Origin of the sequence: Devosia aurantiaca (assembly GCF_011058215.1) — a bacterium.
Lineage (GTDB): Bacteria > Pseudomonadota > Alphaproteobacteria > Rhizobiales > Devosiaceae > Devosia > Devosia aurantiaca.
In genome coordinates this window covers 157,586-174,762 of the sequence record NZ_JAALFG010000004.1, presented here as the reverse complement: position 1 = coordinate 174,762, position 17,177 = coordinate 157,586, and the positions used below count along the sequence as shown (strand labels likewise).

At 61.8% G+C, this 17,177-nt stretch carries 14 protein-coding genes and 1 pseudogene; 1 reads left to right on the top strand and 14 read right to left on the bottom strand.

The features are described from left to right. Positions 1-2: 2 nt before the first annotated feature. From G5575_RS21930 to G5575_RS16385, 12 genes and pseudogenes are all read right to left on the bottom strand, one after another. Entirely contained in the window at positions 3-1,031 is a 1,029-nt protein-coding gene (locus G5575_RS21930; protein WP_207633209.1) for a cupin domain-containing protein, read from the bottom strand. 111 nt (positions 1,032-1,142) lie between these two features. Then, entirely contained in the window at positions 1,143-1,511 is a 369-nt protein-coding gene (locus G5575_RS19595) for a substrate-binding domain-containing protein (RefSeq protein WP_207633208.1), read from the bottom strand. Next, a complete protein-coding gene (locus G5575_RS19590; RefSeq protein WP_207633207.1) occupies positions 1,508-2,185 on the bottom strand; it encodes a LacI family DNA-binding transcriptional regulator in 678 nt (225 codons plus the stop codon). The genes G5575_RS19595 and G5575_RS19590 overlap by 4 nt, the downstream gene beginning before the upstream one ends. 10 nt (positions 2,186-2,195) lie before the next feature. Further along, positions 2,196-2,960 (bottom strand): SDR family NAD(P)-dependent oxidoreductase, encoded by a 765-nt coding sequence (locus G5575_RS16425; protein WP_164535267.1) that lies wholly within the window; start codon positions 2,958-2,960, stop codon positions 2,196-2,198. A gap of 3 nt (positions 2,961-2,963) precedes the next feature. Continuing rightward, positions 2,964-4,291: pseudogene (hisD, locus tag G5575_RS16420) on the bottom strand (histidinol dehydrogenase). Between the two features lie 86 nt (positions 4,292-4,377). Next, the gene (locus G5575_RS16415; RefSeq protein ID WP_235936093.1) at positions 4,378-5,910 is read right to left on the bottom strand and encodes an amidase; all 1,533 of its coding nucleotides are present in this window, start codon (positions 5,908-5,910) and stop codon (positions 4,378-4,380) included. Between the two features lie 21 nt (positions 5,911-5,931). After that, positions 5,932-6,990 carry an ABC transporter ATP-binding protein gene (locus G5575_RS16410; RefSeq protein WP_164535266.1) on the bottom strand — a complete coding sequence of 353 codons (1,059 nt, stop codon included), beginning with the start codon at positions 6,988-6,990 and terminating at the stop codon, positions 5,932-5,934. A gap of 5 nt (positions 6,991-6,995) precedes the next feature. After that, positions 6,996-7,883: a carbohydrate ABC transporter permease gene (locus tag G5575_RS16405; RefSeq protein ID WP_164535265.1), complete on the bottom strand. Its 888-nt coding sequence runs from the start codon at positions 7,881-7,883 to the stop codon at positions 6,996-6,998. A 1-nt stretch (position 7,884) separates the two neighbouring features. Next, entirely contained in the window at positions 7,885-8,916 is a 1,032-nt protein-coding gene (locus tag G5575_RS16400) for a carbohydrate ABC transporter permease (RefSeq protein ID WP_164535264.1), read from the bottom strand. Between the two features lie 154 nt (positions 8,917-9,070). Continuing rightward, on the bottom strand, positions 9,071-10,309 hold the full coding sequence (locus G5575_RS16395; protein ID WP_164535263.1) for an ABC transporter substrate-binding protein: 1,239 nt from the start codon (positions 10,307-10,309) through the stop codon (positions 9,071-9,073). Between the two features lie 265 nt (positions 10,310-10,574). Beyond that, entirely contained in the window at positions 10,575-12,380 is a 1,806-nt protein-coding gene (locus G5575_RS16390; protein ID WP_164535262.1) for a YbhB/YbcL family Raf kinase inhibitor-like protein, read from the bottom strand. A gap of 57 nt (positions 12,381-12,437) precedes the next feature. Next, positions 12,438-13,535, bottom strand: a complete 1,098-nt coding sequence (locus G5575_RS16385) for an alpha/beta hydrolase (RefSeq protein ID WP_207633206.1) — start codon at positions 13,533-13,535, stop codon at positions 12,438-12,440. 311 nt (positions 13,536-13,846) lie between these two features. On the opposite strand from G5575_RS16385, the gene G5575_RS16380 reads away from it, so the two are divergent. Beyond that, complete coding sequence (locus G5575_RS16380) at positions 13,847-15,610, top strand: alpha-amylase family glycosyl hydrolase (protein ID WP_328766402.1); 1,764 nt, start codon at positions 13,847-13,849, stop codon at positions 15,608-15,610. A gap of 23 nt (positions 15,611-15,633) precedes the next feature. Here G5575_RS16380 and G5575_RS16375 read toward each other — a convergent pair whose 3' ends face one another. After that, positions 15,634-16,056, bottom strand: a complete 423-nt coding sequence (locus G5575_RS16375; RefSeq protein ID WP_164535260.1) for a GNAT family N-acetyltransferase — start codon at positions 16,054-16,056, stop codon at positions 15,634-15,636. 2 nt (positions 16,057-16,058) lie between these two features. Continuing rightward, complete coding sequence (locus G5575_RS16370) at positions 16,059-17,177, bottom strand: anhydro-N-acetylmuramic acid kinase (RefSeq protein ID WP_164535259.1); 1,119 nt, start codon at positions 17,175-17,177, stop codon at positions 16,059-16,061.

Sequence of the window (17,177 nt, the reverse complement as noted above, 5' to 3'; positions counted from 1 at the left end):
GCTTACTCTGCAGCTTGTGCGGTCTGGAACTGCGGGGCAGCGGGAGAGGCCGCACCGCGGATGATGAAGGTGATCGCTTCGGCCGAAGCCGGGTTACGGAAACCGTGCGCGAGACCAACCGGGATGGTCAGCGTGTCGCCGGCGCCCAGAATAAGCGAACCATCTTCCCAGGTCACTTCCAGCGTGCCGGACTGGACAAACAGCACTTCCTGTTCGCTGCGGCTATGCGCTGGCACCACGGCGCCGGTCTCAAGCTTGAGACGGCGAAGCGTAAAGCCATGCTGCCAGTGGCCGACGATCGGACCGGCCTTGAAGCCGTCAGCAGCATCGACATCGCCGATCAGCGCTGCTTCCTCGACGCCTTCGCCAGCCAGCGGCGAATGGGGGTTGGCCTTCATCTGCTCGGGCTTGAGCGCGTATTTGGCGAGCTCTTCCTGCGGCGGGGTGGCGAGTTCGGCCATCTTTTCGGCCGTCGGCGGCTGCTCGAGTTCGGCGCCTTCCGGCACCTTTTCGCCCAGCGTGGTGTCGATCAGCTTGCCGCCCTTGAGGAGCTTGAGGCCGAAATCCTCGGCCATCTTGAAGACGGATGGCGCCCAGACGACCTTGCCCGGATCGTCATGGCCAAGCACCACGGCGAGGAAGCCGGTGCCTTCGTCGCGCTTTTCGAAGCCACGGAACATATGGGTCGGGACGGTCGCCACGTCACCGGGCTCGACATCGAGGTAGCCCTCGTCCTTGTTGGCGCCGAAGACGAAGCGCCACTTGCCGGTATGGACCAGGAAGGTCTCGGCGGTGAGATGCGAGTGCTGCGAATTGGTGCAGCCGAAGGGCTGGCGGGCGGCACCGAAATTAAAACCGTGCGCTTCGGGAATATGCACCACCTGCGCCGGGTTTTCGGAAACGCCCGGCCCGATGATCGTGAAGTTTTCCTTGCGGTCCGAACCGGGGTGCGCGCGTCGATAAACGCATTGCGCAGGCCCTTGAGGTCGGCATAGCGCACCAGGCGCTTTTCCATTTCGGCTTGTGTCCACTTGCTCATGGTTCAATCCTTTCATGAGACGCAGAAGCGGGGATAAGATGGATAGATTTGCATTCGTATGCAAGCATAGTTGCAAAGACGGCATGAGCATGTCGCGACATGATCAAGCGTCCTTGGGGCGGAAGATTTTGCGGCCGTCGGTCTCGACGATGCCGCTTTTGGGCAGGCGCGCAGAGGTGCGGACCACCAGCTCACCATTGTGGATGCGATGCTCGGCTTCGATCTCGCCCGAGGTAATCTGGTCCATCAAGATATCGACGGTGGACTCCACCATGCGCTTGACCGGCTGGCTCATCGACGTGATGCCATAGCTGCGCCAGATGGCCGGACCAACATCGTCATAGCCGACGATGGAAATGTCTTCGGGGATCTTGAGCCCGAACTCGTAGCGCGCAACGTCCATGACGGCGACGGCCATGTGGTCGTTGGCGACGAAAAGCGCCTCCGGTCGGTCGGCACGCGAGAACATCATGCGCGCCGCAGCTTCCGCTTCGGGCGCGAGTAATTGCCGATTTCATAGGCGATCTCGGTAATACCGTGGCCGGCAAGACCTTCCACATAGCCTTGATGGCGGTCTCGATTGGTCGAGGAATTTTCGAGGCCAGCGATATAGCCAAAGCTCTTGTGCCCACCGGCAACGAGGAACTCGGCGATGCGCTTGCCCCCTTCCCTGTTCCGCGTGGTGACGCTGGAAACGGCATCACGCTCCGTGGTTCGGTTGAAGAGCACGACCGGAATGCCGGCGCTGGCGCATTCTTCCGAAAGCTCGGAGGAGAGCGAGGTTGACGCAAGAATGATACCGTCGACGCGATACTGCATCAGCTGATCGAAGACCGGGTCGCTGTCGCGGTCCATGAAGCCGGTAAACAGCAGCAAATGGTAGTTTTCCGCGGCCAGTGCCCGGCCGAGTTCTTCAAGAACGTCGGGATAAAAGAGGTTTTCGAGATAGGCCATCACCACAGCGATTATGCGCGAGCGGTTGGTGATGAGCGACCGGGCGATAGCATTGGGCCGGTAGCCGAGCACCTTGGCCGAGGCCAAAACCTTCTGGCGGGTCTTGGAGGAGATGGACGCGCCCGGCGTAAAGGTGCGCGAGACAGCCGACTGCGAGACGCCGGCATGTTCGGCGACTTGCGAGGAGGTCACGCCCGCCTTTTTACTCCGCTGTCCATCCGCCATCCACCAGAAGCGATGTGCCGGTGATCAGTGCTGCGGCGTCACTCGCCAGAAACACAATCGGGCCCATCAGGTCTTCCACTCTTCCCAGCCGGCCAAGCTTGATTTTTGAGAGCACCCAGCTTCTGAAGTCCGGGTCGCTCAGGTTCTTGGCCGTCAACTCGGTTTCCACAAAAGTCGGGCATACCGTGTTCACCCGAATATTGTTCGGCCCGAGCTCGATTGCCATGGCCTTTGTGAGGCCCTCCACAGCATGTTTGCTGGCGGAGTAAACCGCCCGCGCCGGCCCGCCGACATGCCCCATCTGCGACGAGATGTGGATAATCGACCCGGGCAGTCCCGCAGCCAGCAACCGCGCAACGACCGCCTGCGAAACAAAGATCGTCGCACCCAGATTAACGTCCATCACCGCCTGGTAGTTGGCCGGTGTAATCTGGGTGAAACTGGAATGCCGCGCGGTGCCTGCCGAGTTGACGAGGATCTGGAACGGCTCAACGTCGTCGACAAAAGTCCTGACAGCGTCGCTGTCAGTGATGTCGAGCGCCACGCCCTCGACCGCAAAACCGGCAGCAGCCATCTCGTTGACGACTGCTTCGACATTCGAAGCGGTGCGAGCGGCGATCGTCACCGCCGCGCCAGCCTCGGCCAATGCCACCGCTGCACCCAGGCCTATGCCCCGCGTGCCCCCGGTGACGAGGGCACGCTTGCCGTCGAGGCGGAAGCTGGGTGTGCGGGGCAGTGTCATGGCTTACTCGGCGGCCTGCGTGCGCGGTGCAGCGCCCGTGCCATAGGGCACGTTGCGGCCGCCATAGCGGCGGACGCGGACATTGGCTTGTTCGGCGTGGCCGACAAAGCCTTCCAGTATCGAAAGTCGCGAGCCGTATTCGCCGATCATGGCCGAGGCCTCGTCGGTGGTGACGGTCTGCCAGGTGCAGGTCTTCATGAACTTGCCGACCCAGAGGCCGCCGGTATAGCGCGCAGCCTTCATGGTGGGCAGCGTGTGATTGGTGCCGATGACCTTGTCGCCATAGGCGACATTGGTGCGCGGCCCGAGGAACAGCGCGCCATAATTGGTGATGTTATCGCGGAACCACATGTCGCGATCGGTCATCACCTGCACATGTTCGGACGCGATGCGGTCGGCTTCGGCCAGCATTTCCTCGTAGCTGTCGCAGACGATGACTTCACCGAAATCATTCCAGGATTTGCGGGCGATTTCGCCGGTCGGCAGGATTTCGAGAATGCGCTCGATCTCGGCCATGGTCTCGCGGGCGAGCTTTTCCGAGTTCGTCAGGAGGATCGCGGGAGATGTCGGGCCGTGCTCGGCCTGACCGAGAAGATCGGTGGCGCACATTTCGCCGTCGACGGTTTCGTCGGCAATGACCAGGGTCTCGGTCGGGCCGGCAAACAAGTCGATGCCGACGCGACCGAAAAGCTGCCGCTTGGCTTCGGCAACGAAGGCATTGCCGGGACCGACAAGCATATCGACCGGCGCGATGGTTTCGGTGCCGATCGCCATGGCGCCGATGGCCTGGATGCCGCCGAGAACATAGATTTCGTCAGCGCCCGCCATGGCCTGCGCGGCGACCACGGCTGGAGCGGGCTTGCCGCCGAAGGGGGAGCGCAGGTGATGACGCGTTCGCAACCGGCGACCTTGGCGGTGATCACCGACATGTGGGCGGATGCAAGCAGCGGATATTTGCCGCCAGGAACATAGCAGCCCACGGCGTTGATCGGCACATGCTTGTGGCCGAGGGTAACGCCAGGCAGCGTCTCGACCTCGAGGTCCTGCATGGTGTTGCGCTGCGCCTGGGCGAAGTTGCGCACCTGCGTCTGGGCAAATTCGATATCGCTCAGGTCCTGATCGGTGAGCTGGGCCATACACTCATCGATCTCGGCCTGGCTCAGGCGAAAGTCTTTCCGCTCCCACTTGTCGAACTTGGCCGACAGTTCCTGGATCGCCGCGTTGCCGCGCTTTTCGATATCGGCGAGAATGCCTTCCACGGTGGCGCGAACCTGGCGGTCGGCCTCTGCCCGTTCATCGACATCCTTACCGCGCTTGAGCCAGATCGGCATTTTACGCCCTCCCGAATTCTGTTGCAGACAGTTTGCATACGTATGCAAGGTTTGTAAACGGCGACCTGCTGGTCGTCGTGATTTTCTTAGGTGAGCGCTGGTGGCCGCTGCAGGGCATGATCGGTAGCGCGCTCAAAAGCGTCGCCGATCTGGACAATGGTTGCCTCGTCCCAGTGCTTGCCAACGATCTGCATGCCCATCGGCAAGCCGTTGTCGAACCCGATCGGCATTGCCAGAACGGGATGACCGCTGACATTGAAGCCAATGGTCCGCATCGGCGTCCACACGGCTTCTTTTTCGAAGGGCGCCGCAAGCAGCGCCGTGGTCAGCGCACCCGCCGTGATCAGGGCATCGTGGCTAAGCAGGAGCTTGTCGACCTCGGCCCGAAACAGTTCCCCTGCCCCGCGCGCTTTGGCGAGTTCATCCTCAGTGACGGTAAGGCCGGCAGCCAGGCTCAGGAAAGCACGACGACCGAAGTCGTCGGGACGATCGCGAAGGCTCTGCGCATGATAGTCGAAGCTTTCCTTGTGAAGGATCGCGGCGGCGGCCACTTCGATGCTGTAATAGTCGGGAAGCTCGACTTCCTCGATGATCGCGCCGAGCTGCGACAGCGTCGAAATGGCCGTGTCCATGGCGCTCAGAACCGCTGGCGAGGTCTGGCTGTCCCGAGCGAACCAATTGCGGGCATAGCCGATGCGCATCCCCGAGATCGGCCGGCCAAGCTTTTCCGATGCCGATACCCCCGGCGGGAAATCGGCGATAATGTCGAGCGTGGCGGCGGCCTCGGCAACACTCGCGCTCATGGGGCCAACATGATCCATGCTGTCCGACATCGGCAGCACACCGCTGCGCGGCACGAGGTCGAATGTCGGCTTCAACCCCACAACGCCGCAATAGAAGGCAGGCCCGCGGAGGGAGCCGCCGGTATCGGTGCCCAGCGTGGTGCGCAGCAATCCGCCGGCGACCGCCACCGCACTGCCCGACGACGAACCGCCGGTGATATGCTCGATACTCCAGGGATTGCGCGCCGGCGGAAAGGCGCCGCGATTGTCCGGGCCGACGGTGCCCCACTCATAGGTCGCAAGCTTGCCGATGACGATGGCGCCAGCATCCCGCAAACGCCTGACGACCTCGGCATCTTTTTCGGCAACAGCGCCCTTGCGTCCCGGGGCATTTGCCGTCGTCGCAAGGCCCGAAACGTCGATCAGGTCCTTGATGCCGACTGGAATGCCATGAAGGTGGCTGATGTCGACGCCTTCTGCAAAGGCCGCATCAGCCTCTTCTGCAGCAGCAAGCGCGCCTTCGCGATCGACCACGTAGAACGCACGATACGCGCCATCGCGCGCCTCGATGCGGCGCAGATAGGCATCCACCAGTGCGACCGAGGTCAGCCGGCCATCGCGCAGCATACTGCCTTGCTCGAAGAGCGAAAGATCGAGCGCCTTGTCTGCCGTGGAATCGATCGCAGGCTTGGCGTTGGTCTCTACGCGCACCAGGCCATCGCTCATCCAGTCGGCCAGCTTGCGCAAGCTTTCGGCCTCGTCAGCCGAAAAGCGCAATCCGTGGCGCTGTACCGCCTCGTCGAAGACAGCGCGCTTTTCGTCGATGGTCTCAGCCATCCTGGCTTCTCCGGCAGGCATTTATCCAGCCGTAGCGATACGCTGACCGGTGGACCGGTCAAAGAGGTGGCAGGCGCTTGGGGCGATGTTGACGCGCACCACGTCGCCGATTTCGGCGCGGTAGTCCTTGCCGACCTTGATCGACACCAGTTCACCGGCAACGCGCATCGAAATCATGGTCGCTTCACCCAAAAGCTCGACGCTATAGATCGGCGCCTCGATATGCGCATTGCTGTCGGCAAGCACGGCATCTTCGGCGCGGAAGCCGAGGGTCACCGGGCCGTTGACCTGCGTTGACAGGCCATCGACGCGGATATGGTCGCCCGTGAAGACGCCATTGTGAATTTCGCCATGCACGAGGTTCATGGCCGGCGACCCGATGAAGCTCGCGACGAAAGTGTTCGCCGGGCGATCATAGATCTCCATCGGCGTGCCCACCTGCTGGATCAGGCCCTTGCTCATGACCACAACGCGGTCGGCCAGGGTCATGGCTTCGATCTGGTCATGCGTCACGTAGATCGTCGTGCGCTTGAGCGTATGATGAAGGTTCTTGATCTGCGCGCGAGTGGAGACCCGCAGCTTTGCGTCGAGGTTCGACAGCGGCTCGTCCATCAGGAAAGCATTGGGCTCGCGAACGATAGCGCGGGCAAGCGCGACGCGCTGGCGCTGGCCACCGGACAGGGCTGCCGGGCGGCGCTGCAGGAAGTCATCGAGCTCGACCATTTTGCTCGCTGCCATGACGCGCTCATGATGCTGCCCAGCCGGAACCTTGCGGACCTTGAGCGGGAAGCGAATGTTCTCGTAGACGGTCATGTTCGGATAGAGGCCATAGCTCTGGAACACCATGGAAATGTCCCGGTCCTTGGGCTCGAGCTTGTTGACCAAACGGTCGCCGATCCAGATTTCGCCTTCGGTAATGTCCTCGAGGCCGGCAATCATGCGCATCGTCGTGGTCTTGCCGCAGCCCGAGGGCCCCAGCAAAACAAGGAATTCCTGGTCGGCGATATCGAGATTGAAATTGTCCACGCCGATGAAATTGTTCCAGCGCTTGGAGACGTTCTTGAGACGGATCTGGGCCATCGGAGTTAGCCTTTCACTGCGCCGGCGGTCAGGCCGCTGACGATCTGGCGTTGGAAGAAGAGGACGAGGATGAAGAGCGGCACTGTGGCCGAGACCACGGCGGCGACGGCGAACATGACATTGCCCTGCTCCTGAACCGATCCGAGGAAGCTCGAGATTTTGGGCACCATGGTCTGGTTGTCGCTGCTGAGCAGCATCGAGGTCACGGCAAAGTCGTTATAAGCCAGAAGGAAGCTAAAGAGGCCCGTGGTCACGACGCCGGGCCACATGACCGGGATGATGACTCGACGAAAGGCTTCGAAGCGCGAACAGCCGTCGACCATTGCCGATTCATCGAGATCCTTGGGGATCGAGAGGAAGAAGGAATGCAGCATCCAGAGCGTGAAGGGCTGGTTGATCGCGACGAGCACGATGATTGAGGTCGGCAGCACGCCCCAGATGTTGAGCTCGAAGAAGGGCAGCAGATAGCCCGACACGAGCGTAATGTGCGGCATGGCCCGGAACACCAGTGCAGCGATCAGGATCCAAAAGGCGTAGCGCTGGCCTGAGCGGGCAAGCGCGTAGCCCCCAAGAGTGCCAAGCGTTAGCGAGATCACTGTTACCGAAACCGTAACGATCGCAGTATTGGCGACTGCGCGCCAGAACTCGCGGGTCACCCAGGCGCCATAATAACCGTCACCGGTGAAGGCGCTGCCCGTCTGGCGCTGAGTGAAGGGGCCGGTAATGGCATTGATCCAGTTCTGCCGGGAAAAGAAGTCCGGCTCGACCTTGAATGAACCCCACACCGTCCAGAGGAAGGGGAAGGCAGCGAGCACGACCCAGACCACGAGGAAGCCGATGATGATGATGTTGAGGCCAAGCGGCCGACGCTGAGAGACGGCGGTGTCGGACATGTCAGACCACCTTGTGGTTGAATTCGCGCCAGGTGCGGACCAGCACCGGGGAAAGCAGAATGATGACGCCGATAATGGTGATCACCGAAGTTGCACCAGCCGAGCCGAAGAGCTGCGCGTCGCCGGAAAGATCGTTGAATATCAGCCAGCTGAGCGAGGTGGCATTGGCTTCGGCCGAGAAGCCGACGATAGGCTCGAAGACGCGGAAGTTGTCCATGAGCTGCACCAGCGCCACGAAGGTCGCAAGTGGCGCAAGATGAGGGATGACGACGTAGCGGATGCGCTCCCAGCGGCTGGCGCCATCGATCATGGCCGACTCGAGCGTGTCGGCGGGCACGGTCTGGAGGCCGGCATAGAAGACGACGAAGCTGAACGGCGCGTTGGTCCAGACGCCGTAGAACAGCAGGGACAGCCAGGTCAGCAGCGGCGACTGGCGCAGCGACAGCGTCGGATCGTCGAACAGCACGCGCAGGTTGGCGCCGATGATGCCGTTTGGCTGGATCATCCAATAAAGGATCAGAGAGCCGATCAACGGCGTGATGATCATCGGCAGAAGCGAGAAGAAGATCACTGGACCCTTGACCATCTTCGGCACGGTGTTGACCGCGAGCGCGATAACGAAACCGAGCGCCATGGCGATCGGCGTGACGACGAAACAGAAGACGAGGGTGAAGGCGAGCGCCTTATAGAGCGGCAGGTTGTAGATGCGGGTGACGATGTCGCCGATGCCATTGTTGTTGGCAAGGATGGCGCCGATCTCGTCGACCGCGAGGTGGCCGCGATTGAGATAAGTGCCGAAGCCGTTGAAGCGCCCCATGGGCTGTTCTTCACGAAGCTCGGCCATAGCAGCCGTATCGACACGGGTTTCGGTGGTGCAGCCGCCGAAGGGCTGGCAGCTCTCGACCTGAACCAGGATGCGACCGTGTTCGACGTGGAAGCTCTGAACCACGACTGAAACGATCGGCAGGGCGATGAAGAGGACCATCGCGATCAGCGAGGGCAGGATGAAGGCAAAAAATGTCTTATGCGGCATCTGATGCCTCCCATACGCGGCAAATGAATGGAGCGCGGCGACAAGCAGCCGCCAACACCACGGCGTGGCCGCGGCGCGGGGTTGAAGGGGCCCACCACGAGGGAGGAGCAGGCCCCTTCGAAGTCAAGTCAAGCCTCGGAAAGAGGCGCCCGACTTAGAGGTAGCCGCCTTCTTTGGCAGCGGTGTCGTAGGCAGCCTTGACGTCGGCCAGGGCCTGAGCCGCATCTTCCGAACCGGCCATGTATTCGGCCAACTCAGCGGAAAGCGCGGTGTGGAGCAGACCCATATAGGGCTGCATCGGGTAGGCACGCGCACCAGCATTTGCGGTGGCGATCACGCCAACGGCGTTCGGACCGGGCTCGTAGCCCTTGACGAGCCAGGTGGCAACGGTCGGGTTGGCGGCAACCATTTCGGGGCTGATGCCGTGGACCATGGCCTGGAAGGAGGCGGCAGCGTCATCGTCCGAGATGTTCTTGGCAATGGTGAAACCATCCCACCAGAGCGCCACGGCCGGCGTGGTGCCGCCGTCGATGACAGGCGCAGCGGCCAGAACGGTGTTTTCGACGACGCCTTCGGCAGCGCCTTCACCATCGAGCATGTCGCCGGCAAGCGAACCCCACTGGACCATCATGGCGACGTTGCCGGCCTTGTATTCGGCCTGGATGCCGTTGGCATCGAAGGTCAGGTAGTCCGGATCCATGTACTGGGTCAGGGCGCGCATGGTCTCGAGGACCTTCATGCCATTTTCGTTGTCGATGGCAAGTTCAGCCGAGCCCGGAGCGAAGAACTCGCCGCCGGTCCCGAGGTAGGTGTTGACGAATTCGGCAGCCAGATCCCAACCGGGCTTGTCCGAAGCGGCCAGCGGGTATTCCATCAGGCCGTCGGCCTTGATCTTTTCGGCAGCGGCAAGGATGTCCTCGTAGGACTTGGGCTCGGCAATGCCGGCCTGGTCGAGGATGTCCTTGCGGTAGAACAGGTGCTGGGCATTGCCCATGAATGCGATAGCCATGGTCTTGCCATCGATCTTGATCAGCTGGTTCGGCTGCAGGTCAGCGCCATATTCGGCAACCAGATCGTCGAGCGGACGGATTAGGTCGGCGTTCATCAGCGGGACAATGGAATTGTTGGCGACCACGGCAACCGAATACTCGGCCGGGTTGATCGAGAGCGCGGGAACCTGGAGGTTCTTGTGCTCGGCAGTGGCATTGGCCGTGACCGTGATGCCGTCGGCAGCGCATTCTTCGGCGGTGCTGTTGATGAGGCGCAGCGCCTCGAAGTCGTTGGAGAGGATGCGGACAGAACCGGTACCCTCGATCCCGCAGTCAGCGAATGCAGCACCGGCGGTGAGGCACAGAACGCCGAGCGATACAGTCGTCTTCAGCAAAAGCTTCATTTAATTCTCCTGACGGTGACCGGTGCACTTCGGGCCACGCACCGCCCATCCCCTGTTGTCATTCTCCCGCAACCGGCCTCGGCCTTACCTCACCGAAACCAGTCGTGTCTTTGGCACGTCACAATTGGTAGGGTGCCTTGCATACGAATGCAAGAGCTTTTGCATTCGTATGCAAAGCTAAGCAAATTGCTAATGCCTGCGAGTGCTTACCTATGGAATGGCGGAGAATAACGGGCGGCCAATGAATAGGCCAGCCGCCGTGTGGTTAGTTCAGCGGCGCTTCCGGACCAGGCCGCTCGTAGGTTCCGACGACCTCGCCTTCGGCTAGTACATGGCCTTCCATCGCCGCAAGAACATCTTCACGCTTGGCACCGGGATCAACTGGCAGTTCGGCAAGATCGAGCGCAAAGACCTGGAAGTGGTAATTGTGTGCCGGCTCGCCGAGCGGCGGACGCGGACCGAAATAGCCAATCTGCCCGCGGCTGTTCGTGCCCTGCTTAGCGCCTTCCGGCTTTTGCAACGCTGACTCGGTGCTGAGGCCTTCTTCGATGCCGGTTGCATCGGCCGGAACATCGAACAGGACCCAGTGGACGAAGGGCTTGGGTTCGGCAGCATCCGGATCGTCGACGATCACGACGATGGATTGCGTGCCTTCGGGAGCCGTGCCCCACTCGAGCGCCGGTGACGCATTGTCACCTTCCGCGGCGTGCTTGAGCGGGATCGCCTCGCCATCGCCGAAAGATGGCGACAACACATCGATCGTATCTTCAGCATCCACGAGGTTGATCGCAATGTCCGATTCTGCGGGCTTGACCGTTACGTCGGGTGGCATCGGTGCCTCGGTCGCGGCGGCATTGGCGCTTTCGCCATAGCTGATGCGGTAGACGATGCCGTTGGCATCATCAGCGAGAAGCAGTGCGCCATCCGCGGTTTCGGTGATGCCTGCAAGACGTGCCAAGAAGCCATAGGAGCCGGTTTCACTTTCGACGAGGAAGCCCTCGGCGAAATGATCCCAGTTGACCGGCTTGCCGTCTTCGAAGTCGACACGCGTCACCTCATAGCCGCTTGGTGGCCGGCGGTTCCAGGAGCCGCGCATGGCGATAAAGGCATCGCCGCGATATTCCTCGGGGAAAGCGGTGCCATTGTAGAAGGTCATCTGCATCGGCGCGGCGTGGGCGGTGTAGCCGACCTCGGGTTCTTCGCTGGTCTCTGCCCACTGTTCGAGCGTGATGCCTTCGGGCGGGTTCATGTGTGGATTAAGATTGCCGAAGTCGAAGACGTAGGGCCAGCCGTATTTTTTGCCCTGTTCGATGAGGTTGAACTCTTCCTGCTGCTCTTCGTCGCCAAGCCAATCGGTACCGTGATCGGCGCCATAGAGCGTGCCCGTTTCCGGTTCCCAGCCGAAACCAATTGTGTTGCGGAGTCCGCTGGCGAAAATGGCGCGTCCCGTGCCGTCAAGATTGGCGCGAACGATGGTGGCGCTTTCCGGGCTGGTCTCGATGCACTCGTTGCAGGTTGAGCCAACGGTTATGTAAAGCATGTTGTCGGGGCCAATCGCCAGGGTGCGATTGGCATGCTGGCCGCCATCGGGCAGGTCATCAATGATCATCTTGAGTTCACCGAAGCTGCCGTCCTCGTTGACCGGGGCGGTGAAGACCTCGTTGACGGTCGCGAGGTAAACCGTGTCCTCATGGAAAGCGATGCCGTGCATGCCGGGCCGTCCCGCGACGACGGTGAAGTCTTCGTACTTCCCATCGCCATCGGCATCGTCGAGGCGGATGATATCGGCCTCGGTGCGGCGGCTTGCATAGACATGGTCGCCATGGATGGCGAGCATGCGGGTATTGCCCATGTCGCGCGCAACAACCTCGACCTCAAAGCCTTCCGGCACCCGGATAAGATCGGCGAGTTCGGCATCGTCGCTCACCGTGATCGGCTCGGGCTCAAGGATCGAACCTTGCACAGTGGCATCGGAATACTGCCCGATCGTGCCTTGTGGCTGGGCCAGGACGGGAGCTGCGGCAAGCAGCGCGGTGGCGGATACCGTCGCTGCGATGATCTGCTTTTTCATTGAGACCTCAAGAAAATGGACAAAGAAAAAGCCCGGCCTTGCGGCCGGGCTTGATGTTTACTCGCTGCCAAGCGCTTCGCGCAGTTCGGAGCCTGCAAAATCCTGCGCCTCCTTGGCTTCCGGCACGACTGCCGCCATGCCGAAGAACTCGTGGGTCACGCCGTTCCAATTCTGATAGGCAACCTCGACACCGGCCTCTTCGAGCTTGTCGCGCAGGGTCATGCCTTCGGAATTGAGCGGGTCGATCTCAGCCGCGACAATCGTCACCGGCGGAAGATCTTCGAGGTCGGCGCTACCGACGAGGTCGATACGCGGATCGGCCGCTTCCGACATGTCATTGAGGTAGTGGCCAACAAACCATTCGATATCTGCCTTGCCGAGCGGCACGGCATTCTGGTTGGCAATGTAGGATTGCGTTTCGAGGTCATCGCCGGCCACCGGATAGACGGCGAGGATGGCCGATGGTTCGGTCAGCTGCTGATCGCGTGCAGCGATCGCGACATTGACGGCAAGGTTGCCACCGGCACTCTCACCGGCAACGGCAACACGCGAGGAGTCGCCGTTCCACTCGCCGGCATTCTCGACGATATAGCTATAGGCGGCGATCGCGTCGTCATGTGCGGCCGGGAACTTGTCTTCCGGGCCCTGGCGGTAATGTACGGAGACAACGACGGCCTTGGCTTGGTTGGCGAGAGCCCGCGGGGACGCGTCATAGACGTTGAGATTGGCGATAACCCAGCCACCGCCGTGGAAATAAACGATCACCGGCAGCGCCTCACCGCCATCGGCCATGCCTTCAGGCCAATAAACGCGGGCATCGAGTTCGCCCTCGGCGCCATCGACCTTGATGTCTTCGGTCTTGCCGACGGGTTCGGGGAACGGCTGCTTGCCGGTGGTTTCAAGATACACGGCCTTGACCGCATCAGCGGGGGTCGGCTGCGTCCGGGCAGCGGGAACGTCGAGCGTATGCACCGGCTTGGCACCAAGCTCCATCAGCTTGGTAATGACTTGCGCCATTTCAGGATTGGAGCGATCGACGGTGCCGCTATCCTTGCTGGTGGCGACATCGTCTTCAACGGTGCGAGGTTCTTCCTGCGCTAACGCAGGCATGGAAAGGGCGGCTAGCGCGGTTGTGGCGAGAAGCAGGCTGCGCATATGATTATCCTTTGGCCGAGAGCCTTTTGGGAGGTCGCTTGAGGGGGAACACGAACGAACCGCCCTACAGGCTCGGGCCGCAGAACCGCCATCGGTTGCGTTAACGGCGCGTTTGCCAACCAGTTCCTCACACCCGTGGCTGAGCCGGTCACTTCTTAAGCTCTGCGACGGGAACCCGGCGATGCCCTGCCCGTTCGGAGGCAACCTCCTTGCATCAGAGCAAATACATGACCTCCAGACGACCTCTAGGCGCCATCCCGGACGCAAACGGAACGCGGTTCACTGTTTGGGCGGAAGGGCGGAAACGCGTCGTGGTCGAAGTTGAGGGCGGCGGAACATTCCCGCTCGAAGCCATGGAAGACGGCTGTTTCAGCGCCCATGCGGCTGGCATCGGTGCAGGCGCGCGCTACAAGGTGAGGGTCGATGCTGGCGAGGCAATCCCCGATCTGGCCTCACGCTTGCAGCCCGATGGCAATGATGGCGCATCTGTCGTCGTGTCCAACGACTTCGATTGGACGGACGCTGCGTGGACCGGTCCCACCACCCGCGACCAGGTGGTCTATGAGCTTCATATCGGCACCTTCACGCAGCAAGGCACCTGGACTGCGGCGCGCGAGAAGCTGGAATTTCTCGCCGGGCTCGGGGTTACGGTGATCCAGATCATGCCGATCGGCACTTTCAAGGGCGCCTTCGGTTGGGGCTATGACACAACCCTGCCCTACGCACCTTTCGCGCCCTATGGCACGCCAGAGGACATCCGCGCCTTCGTAGATGCCGCGCATGGGCTGGGCGTCGGGGTTATTCTCGACGTGGTCTACAACCATGTCGGCCTCGGCGACCATTATCGCACCTATAGCGAGCACTTTTTCACCGACCGCTACGAGAACGAGTGGGGCGCAAGCTTTAACTATGACGGCGAGCACGCGCATGCGGTTCGCGACTTCGTGGTAGCGAACGCCGTCTACTGGATCACCGAATTCCACATGGACGGGCTGCGCATCGATGCGGCACAGGCCATGTTCGACAGCAGCGACGAGCATATCATTGCCGAGCTCTCACGAGCAGTGCGGGAGGCAGCTGCACCGCGATCGGCCTATATCATCGTCGAGAACCAGCCCCAGGAACACAAGATGATCGATGCCCCCGACCAGGGCGGCTACGGGCTCGACGGCATGTATAACGACGATTTCCAGCATGCCGTCCGCGTCGCGGCCACGGGGCACAACGACTTCTACTACCGCGACTATCTCGGCACGCCGCAGGAGATCGTTTCGTCGCTGAAATATGGCTTCCTCTACCATGGCCAGCGTTCGGATCAGCGCGATGCCGCCTACGGCACGGACAATCTCGACACGCCGCCCGAGCACTTCATCCACTTCCTTGAGAACCATGATCAGGTCGCCAACTCGCCACAAGGCCTGCGCCTGACGTCGCTGCTGTCACCCGCCCGGCTGCGCGCCGTGACGGCACTGCTGCTGCTCGGGCCGCAGACCCCTTGCCTCTTTCAGGGCCAGGAGTTCGGCTCCTCCAACCCCTTTCTCTACTTCTTCGGCATAGACGGCGACGCGGCCGATCTCGTCTCGAACGGACGCAAGGAGTCGCTCAAGAATTTTCCCGGCGTTGCTGATCCCGTCATGCTGGAACGCCTTGCCGACCCAACCGACCGTCAGACGTTCGAGGGAAGCAAGCTCGATTGGAAGGAGGCCGAGAGGCACAGTGGTCTGCTGAAGCTGCACCGAGATCTCCTGGCGCTGCGCAAAAGCGACCCTACTTTCTCGCAGAACAGCGAGCGCCGCATCGACGGCGCGGTTCTCGGTGACGGCGCGCTGTTGCTGCGCTACCTGACGCCGAACTCAGAAGGTCACCGCGTGCTTCTGCTCAATCTTGGCCGGGACCTCCACATGTCCGTGGTTGCCGAGCCCCTGATCGCCCCGCCGCGGGGGCATCAGTGGGTCCCCGCCTGGTCGAGCGAACACCCGGACTACGATGGCGCGGGTCGTCGTCCCGTAGAGCCCGAAAAGTTCTGGATCCTGCCCAGCGACTGCGCTGTCTTGCTGAAGAGCGAGCCCCGATAGATTAACGGGGTGCCGCCCGCCAGCTACAAGCTCTTCTGCAGGAACGTGCGGGTACGACCTGGTAAAAAGTTCGGCAACGACCCAAAGGGCTTGTAGCCAGAGCGCTGATAGGTTTTGAGCGCAAGCGAATTGAAGGTGTCGATGTAAGAACCGTGGCAACCGCGTTGCCGCGCTTCGGCTTCTGCAGCCGCGAGCATCCGCGCCGCAAGCTTTTGCCCGCGGTGCTGCTCGGCGACCCACAGCCACTGGACGTAAAGCCAATCCCAGGCGGTGTAGCCGGAAATGCCGGCGACGATGACGCTGCCTGGAGCGCGCAAGAATACGGCGAGCGGCAGCTTGTTGGAGGGGCCGACGTCATTGTGGTTGAAGTCGGCGAGTGAGTTTCCAATCAGCTCGAGGTCATCGGCACTAGGTACCTCAGTCACCTCGATCGTCAGTCCCTCCATGGTCAGGCCGCCAAGACGCCGCCAATTAGCGGATGTGGCGCACCAGTCGTGGTCGGGAAGCTGATCGGCAGGCCGCGGAGCACTCGCACCGCCAGGAAAGCGAAACATTCCGCCTCGATGGCGTCGCCGCGCCAGCCGACCGCTTCGGCTGGTACAGCCTCGACCCGCGCACGCTTATCGAGCATGACCATGATCGCCGGGTTGTGTCGCCCACCACCGGACACGATCAAGCGCTCAGGACGCTGCGGCAGAAGGTCGAGCGCCTTTCCGACCGCCCCAGTCGTGAAGGCGGTGAGCGTGGCGGCGCCGTCTTCGGCGCCAAGCCCGTCGGCCATCGAAGACAAAAAGTCGAAGCGGTCGAGCGATTTGGGGAAAGGTGCGGAGAGATAGCGATGGGTCAGTAGCCGAGCGAGCCGCTCTTCGTCCACTGTTCCCCGCAGGGCCATGGCGCCGTCGACATCCATGTCCCCCATGCCAAGGCCTTTGACAAAGTCATTGATCGGCGCATTGGCGGGGCCAGTATCGAAGGCAATCAGCGTATCGGCACCGTCCCAATAGGTAACGTTGGCGACGCCGCCGAGATTGAGGACAGCAGTCTTGCCGTCGGTCGCCCCGATCTTGCGCAACAGGGCCTGGTGATAGAGCGCGGCCAGGGGAGCGCCCTGCCCTCCTGCACGAACGTCGGCGGAGCGAAAATCGTAGGCCACCTTGATGCCAGTCAGCTCATGCATCAGCGCGCCATTGCCGAGCTGGCGCGTGGCGCCGATGCGGCCCGGTTGCGGCGCGCGATGCAGCACCGACTGGCCGTGAAATCCGATAACACCAATGTCTTCCGGTCGCAGGCCCGCCTCGGCGACGAGGTCGAGGACGGCAGCCGATTGCGCGCGGGTCAACGCATCCTCCGCTTCGGCAAAGATGGCAGGCTCGGCGCCGGAAAAATTCCACTGCCGCGCTTGCGACAGGGCTTCTTCGAGCGTGTCGCGGATCGACTGCGGATAGGGCGCAAGCGTATAGGCGCCAAACTCTTCGACCGTTTCCCCATCGGTGCGCAGCAGGGCGACGTCGATATTTCCGTCCAACACGGTGCCGGTCATCAGCCCCACAGCCCAGATCGGTTCCAT

Excerpts from the sequence above, each read along its gene's own strand:
- G5575_RS19595 (WP_207633208.1), bottom strand. The coding sequence starts at position 1,511 with ATGATGTTCTCGCGTGCCGACCGACCGGAGGCGCTTTTCGTCGCCAAC.
- G5575_RS16425 (WP_164535267.1), bottom strand. The coding sequence starts at position 2,960 with ATGACACTGCCCCGCACACCCAGCTTCCGCCTCGACGGCAAGCGTGCC.
- G5575_RS16415 (WP_235936093.1), bottom strand. The coding sequence starts at position 5,910 with ATGGCTGAGACCATCGACGAAAAGCGCGCTGTCTTCGACGAGGCGGTA.
- G5575_RS16410 (WP_164535266.1), bottom strand. The coding sequence starts at position 6,990 with ATGGCCCAGATCCGTCTCAAGAACGTCTCCAAGCGCTGGAACAATTTC.
- G5575_RS16405 (WP_164535265.1), bottom strand. The coding sequence starts at position 7,883 with ATGTCCGACACCGCCGTCTCTCAGCGTCGGCCGCTTGGCCTCAACATC.
- G5575_RS16400 (WP_164535264.1), bottom strand. The coding sequence starts at position 8,916 with ATGCCGCATAAGACATTTTTTGCCTTCATCCTGCCCTCGCTGATCGCG.
- G5575_RS16395 (WP_164535263.1), bottom strand. The coding sequence starts at position 10,309 with ATGAAGCTTTTGCTGAAGACGACTGTATCGCTCGGCGTTCTGTGCCTC.
- G5575_RS16390 (WP_164535262.1), bottom strand. The coding sequence starts at position 12,380 with ATGAAAAAGCAGATCATCGCAGCGACGGTATCCGCCACCGCGCTGCTT.
- G5575_RS16385 (WP_207633206.1), bottom strand. The coding sequence starts at position 13,535 with ATGCGCAGCCTGCTTCTCGCCACAACCGCGCTAGCCGCCCTTTCCATG.
- G5575_RS16375 (WP_164535260.1), bottom strand. The coding sequence starts at position 16,056 with ATGGAGGGACTGACGATCGAGGTGACTGAGGTACCTAGTGCCGATGAC.
- G5575_RS16370 (WP_164535259.1), bottom strand. The coding sequence starts at position 17,177 with ATGGAACCGATCTGGGCTGTGGGGCTGATGACCGGCACCGTGTTGGAC.